This is a genomic window from Nocardia carnea, from assembly GCF_029869215.1.
Lineage (GTDB): Bacteria > Actinomycetota > Actinomycetes > Mycobacteriales > Mycobacteriaceae > Nocardia > Nocardia carnea_B.
In genome coordinates this window covers 1-3,666 of record NZ_JARWPM010000099.1, presented here as the reverse complement: position 1 = coordinate 3,666, position 3,666 = coordinate 1, and the positions used below count along the sequence as shown (strand labels likewise).

Annotated in this window: 4 protein-coding genes; 1 reads left to right on the top strand and 3 read right to left on the bottom strand. The window is 67.4% G+C overall.

All coding sequences use genetic code 11. The features are described 5' to 3' along the window. Window positions 1-595 precede the first annotated feature (595 nt). Window positions 596-1,027, top strand: coding sequence for a PPOX class F420-dependent oxidoreductase (locus QH276_RS05595; protein ID WP_280400074.1), 432 nt, complete (start codon window positions 596-598; stop codon window positions 1,025-1,027). A 135-nt stretch (window positions 1,028-1,162) separates the two neighbouring features. Here QH276_RS05595 and QH276_RS05590 read toward each other — a convergent pair whose 3' ends face one another. From QH276_RS05590 to QH276_RS05580, 3 genes are all read right to left on the bottom strand, one after another. Then, window positions 1,163-1,468 (bottom strand): hypothetical protein, encoded by a 306-nt coding sequence (locus tag QH276_RS05590; RefSeq protein WP_280400075.1) that lies wholly within the window; start codon window positions 1,466-1,468, stop codon window positions 1,163-1,165. Between the two features lie 137 nt (window positions 1,469-1,605). Then, on the bottom strand, window positions 1,606-2,844 hold the full coding sequence (locus tag QH276_RS05585; protein ID WP_280400076.1) for a helix-turn-helix domain-containing protein: 1,239 nt from the start codon (window positions 2,842-2,844) through the stop codon (window positions 1,606-1,608). 142 nt (window positions 2,845-2,986) lie between these two features. Further along, a complete protein-coding gene (locus QH276_RS05580; protein WP_280400077.1) occupies window positions 2,987-3,280 on the bottom strand; it encodes a hypothetical protein in 294 nt (97 codons plus the stop codon). Window positions 3,281-3,666 lie beyond the last annotated feature (386 nt).

Here is a 3,666-nt window from a genome sequence, read left to right as displayed (position 1 = left end):
CCCCCCCCGCTCAGACCGCGGCCCGGCCCCCACCCCGCCCCCTCAACGCGCCAACCAACCCCCCCGCGGCGGCGTGGGGGGGTTGGGTGCCCCCCACCCCGCACCCCCCCCCCCCCGAGACCCGTTCGGGGAACCCATCGCTTCGGGCCGACGAGCCGGTCGAATGCGGCGTGCAGGCGCGGTGTGTTGGCGGCGGCCACGAACGGCGGCGAGGCGTAGTCGGGGCGGGTCGCCACCGGAGTGGGCCAGGTTCCGGGATCATCCGGCGAAGCATCCAGATCGCGCCAGATGATCGCGCGGCATTCCTCGGCCAGGGAGCGCGGAAATGCCTCCGGTAAGTGCACGAACCCGTTGTGGATGAACGATGCCACTTGTTCGTCGTCGAGCATGGACCTATTCGAACCGGTACCACGGCGGCTACGCCAATGATTTTTCCGCTCGCCACGCCGGGGCGGAGACCGGGTTGTGCACGGCAGCATCGCCGCTGCCGTCCGAGTTCCGGCCACGCCGGTGGTACGGCGGTCGGCTTGATCGCTCTGCGCTGGTCGAACCGAGCCGCTGGAATACCGGACCCCGGCCACGACTTGCATCGGATATGACGGACTCACAGTTCGATCCGCGCACTCTGCTCGCCGAAAGCCGGTTGGGCATTCTGGCCACGATCAAGTCGGACGGCCTGCCTCAGCTCTCACCCGTGACTCCCTACTACGACCGCGACGCCGATGTCATCTACGTGTCGATGACCGAGGGCCGGGCCAAGACGGTGAACCTGCGCCGGGACCCGCGTGCGGCACTGGAGGTGACTCGGGCCGACGGCTGGGCGTGGGCGACAGCCGAAGGCAGTGTCACACTCACCGGACCGGGAACCGACCCGCACGGTCCCGAGGTCGAGGCGCTGGTCGATTACTACCGGGCAGCCGCCGGTGAGCACCCGGACTGGGACGAGTACCGATCGGTCATGGTCTCCGACCGCCGGGTCCTGATGAAGTTGGCGGTGGAACACGTCTACGGCGCGGAGTTGCGCTGAACGTTCATCGGTAGGGTGCCGCGAGGCGGCGGGGTTCCTATTCGCCGCCTCGATCGGTTGGCCACAGGATCGTGGCGACCAGTACCAGGAGCGGAAGACCGATCGCTACCGCGTACCCGGTCGCGGTTACTCCGTTCACCGCACACCTCCGATGGATCCCCAGCGGGCGAACGACAACCGGGGCAGTACCGTTTCGACGTCGGCGATATGCATGACCGCGTTCAGCTGGAGTGGGCCGAGATGATCCGGGGAAGGCAGGATCACCACATCCGCGCCCGCATCGCGCACCAGGTCGCGTAGCGGTAGCAGACTGCACGGGTCCGGCCAGACCAGCCGATAGCCGAGCTGCCGGGCCAGCCGCTGTACCTGCGCGGCTTCCCAGTCCGGCGCGGTGCTGCTGTCATGGTCGATCCAGCCGAGCGCGATCGGTTGCTCCCACATCGTGAAACCCCCTGCTGTGCGGTTGGTTTGCACCCGCCGCCGAGGTCGGGACACCCCGCGGCGAGGCGTGGAACCGAACGTATGGGGAGATTCACGAAGCAGTTGTCCTGAAAGGACAGAGCGCCAACACTTTTCGGTCAGTTTGTCCGATCGGCATACTCTGGCGCGAGGCCGAGGCGCCACGCGAGCCCTCGAAGCTCTCGCCCGGCAGCGTCCCGGCGCGCAGCACGTAGATGATCGGCGACCGCTTCGCGGGTGAACATATCTGTGTGTACTCGCTGTGGCGCGAGGTGCTCTGCGCGCAGCAACACCTGTATGCCTTGGTCGCGCCGACGGGTATCGGTGAGCAATGCGCGGCCGACCTCCATATAGAGCTCAGCCTGCCGCGAGTTGCTGGGTATGGCTTGCACATTCACAGACCGCGCGCGCTCGGCAACGGTCGCCCCGTCTCCGAGCTCGTTTCCGATTGTGGCGCGCCATATGCCGACGTTGGCGGTACCGAACCACATTCGGCCGAAGGTGCCGACCTCGGTATCCAATCGTTTCGCTACCGCGGCTGCTTCCGACAGGTGCGTGCTCGCAGTGTCTCGGTTTCCTTGCACAGCACACGCCAAGGCAGCCGACAAGTGGAGCATTCCGTACGACTGAACGACCGCCGAGTCGTTCAAATGCGGGGACAGCTCGTCGGCACAGCGCATCGCGCGCCGGTACTGCTCGGGCCGTGACAGCCCGCCCGTCGCGTCACCACGCAACCAGGTCGTAAAGCCTATCCACGCGGGAGACTCCAGGAGTGCAGCGCAATGCTGAGCGGCCCGCGCTGCGAGTAGCGGCAGGCCGCGTCCACCAAGACGTTTGGTTGTCCACACGGCCGAGCTGTAACACGTAATCATTCCGAGCAGCGCCTCTCGTCGCCGATCGGGTATCCGCGCGTATACAGCGTGCAACTCGCCCAAAAGGTCTGGCATAAGCGCGACTTGCGCCGCGTAGTCGGACGTCACTTGCGCGAATTCGCTCAGCCGCTGAAGATCCGCGGCGATCAACGGCCACTCACGTATCGCGCAACCCGGGTCTTCGCCCAGCTCGTAAGCATCGAGTGCGTTTTCGACCGAAATCAAGCCGCCATGCGCCGCTTCCGCAGCCGCCGAAGGCGGTGTTTCCCATGGTGCCGGTGAGAATTCAGCGGGCGCAACGCGCAGCGCTCGCGCCAACGATTCGAGAGTACGGCGATTTTCCAGGGCTTTCTCGCCCCGCTCCAGTTTCCCGAGGTAGCCGTACGAGATACCGGCGAGGCCCGCGGTGACCTCGAGGGTCTGCCCGCGCCAGGCGCGGATCTCACGCAGGCGGCGACCGACCTCGTTCGGTGCGATATCGCTCATGTATTCGAGGCTACGACCGGCCGAGTTCCCTGTACAGGAAAAGGAGTTCGGACCGCAGCGTCGAACCGGGCCGGTCGCTTCGCTCCTGTGTGGTTTGCCCGGCCGGGGCGGTGGCAGTACGGCGCGGGGCCGGCGAGCTACATCAGGTGCGGGTCATGAACGCCACCAGGCAGCACTCCCTGGCGTTCGGGCTGTCGACGCTGCGTTCGACCACGCTGACCAACTCCCACCCCTGAGATTTGAGCAGTTCGATGCCGTCGAGCAGTTCGACAACCGGATCGAAGAGAGTGGGCATGTTATCCCGCACCACTTTGCGGACCTCCAGACGCGGAGACGAACTCAAGGCCAAGGTCCGACGCGGATAAGAGCGCAGGTCGACCGCGCCGCTCAGTACGGCGGTCGCGCTGAAAACCGGTCCGGGTAGAGGAGCATTCACGTCCCCCATCATCCGGTGAGCCATATGTTCCCGGCACTCGAATATCCGCCGGACCGGACACAGACGACCGACCACCAGCGTCACGGGACTGCGGAATCAAGGGTGTTTCCGGCCGGCTTCGCTCATGCGCGCAACCGTCCCTGGCGACTACGCGGGCGCGTACCCAGGCGGGCGTTCGGGCCGTGCTGATCGGACTGCGGGTGCCGGGAAAGGGGGGGGGGGGGGGGGGGGGGGGGGGGGGGGGGGGGGGGGGGGGGGGGGGGGGGGGTGGGGGGGGGCGGGTGGGGGGGGGGGGGGGGGGGGGCCGGCGGGCCCCCCTCGCCGGTGGCAGCGCGGGCGATGCGCCGGCCGTACCGGGTGAGCCGCGACCTTCCGCTGATATCGGT

Bases quoted from the DNA above. Each gene is read 5' to 3' on its own strand.
- QH276_RS05590 (WP_280400075.1), bottom strand. From the start codon at position 1,468: ATGTGGGAGCAACCGATCGCGCTCGGCTGGATCGACCATGACAGCAGC.
- QH276_RS05595 (WP_280400074.1), top strand. From the start codon at position 596: ATGACGGACTCACAGTTCGATCCGCGCACTCTGCTCGCCGAAAGCCGG.
- QH276_RS05585 (WP_280400076.1), bottom strand. From the start codon at position 2,844: ATGAGCGATATCGCACCGAACGAGGTCGGTCGCCGCCTGCGTGAGATC.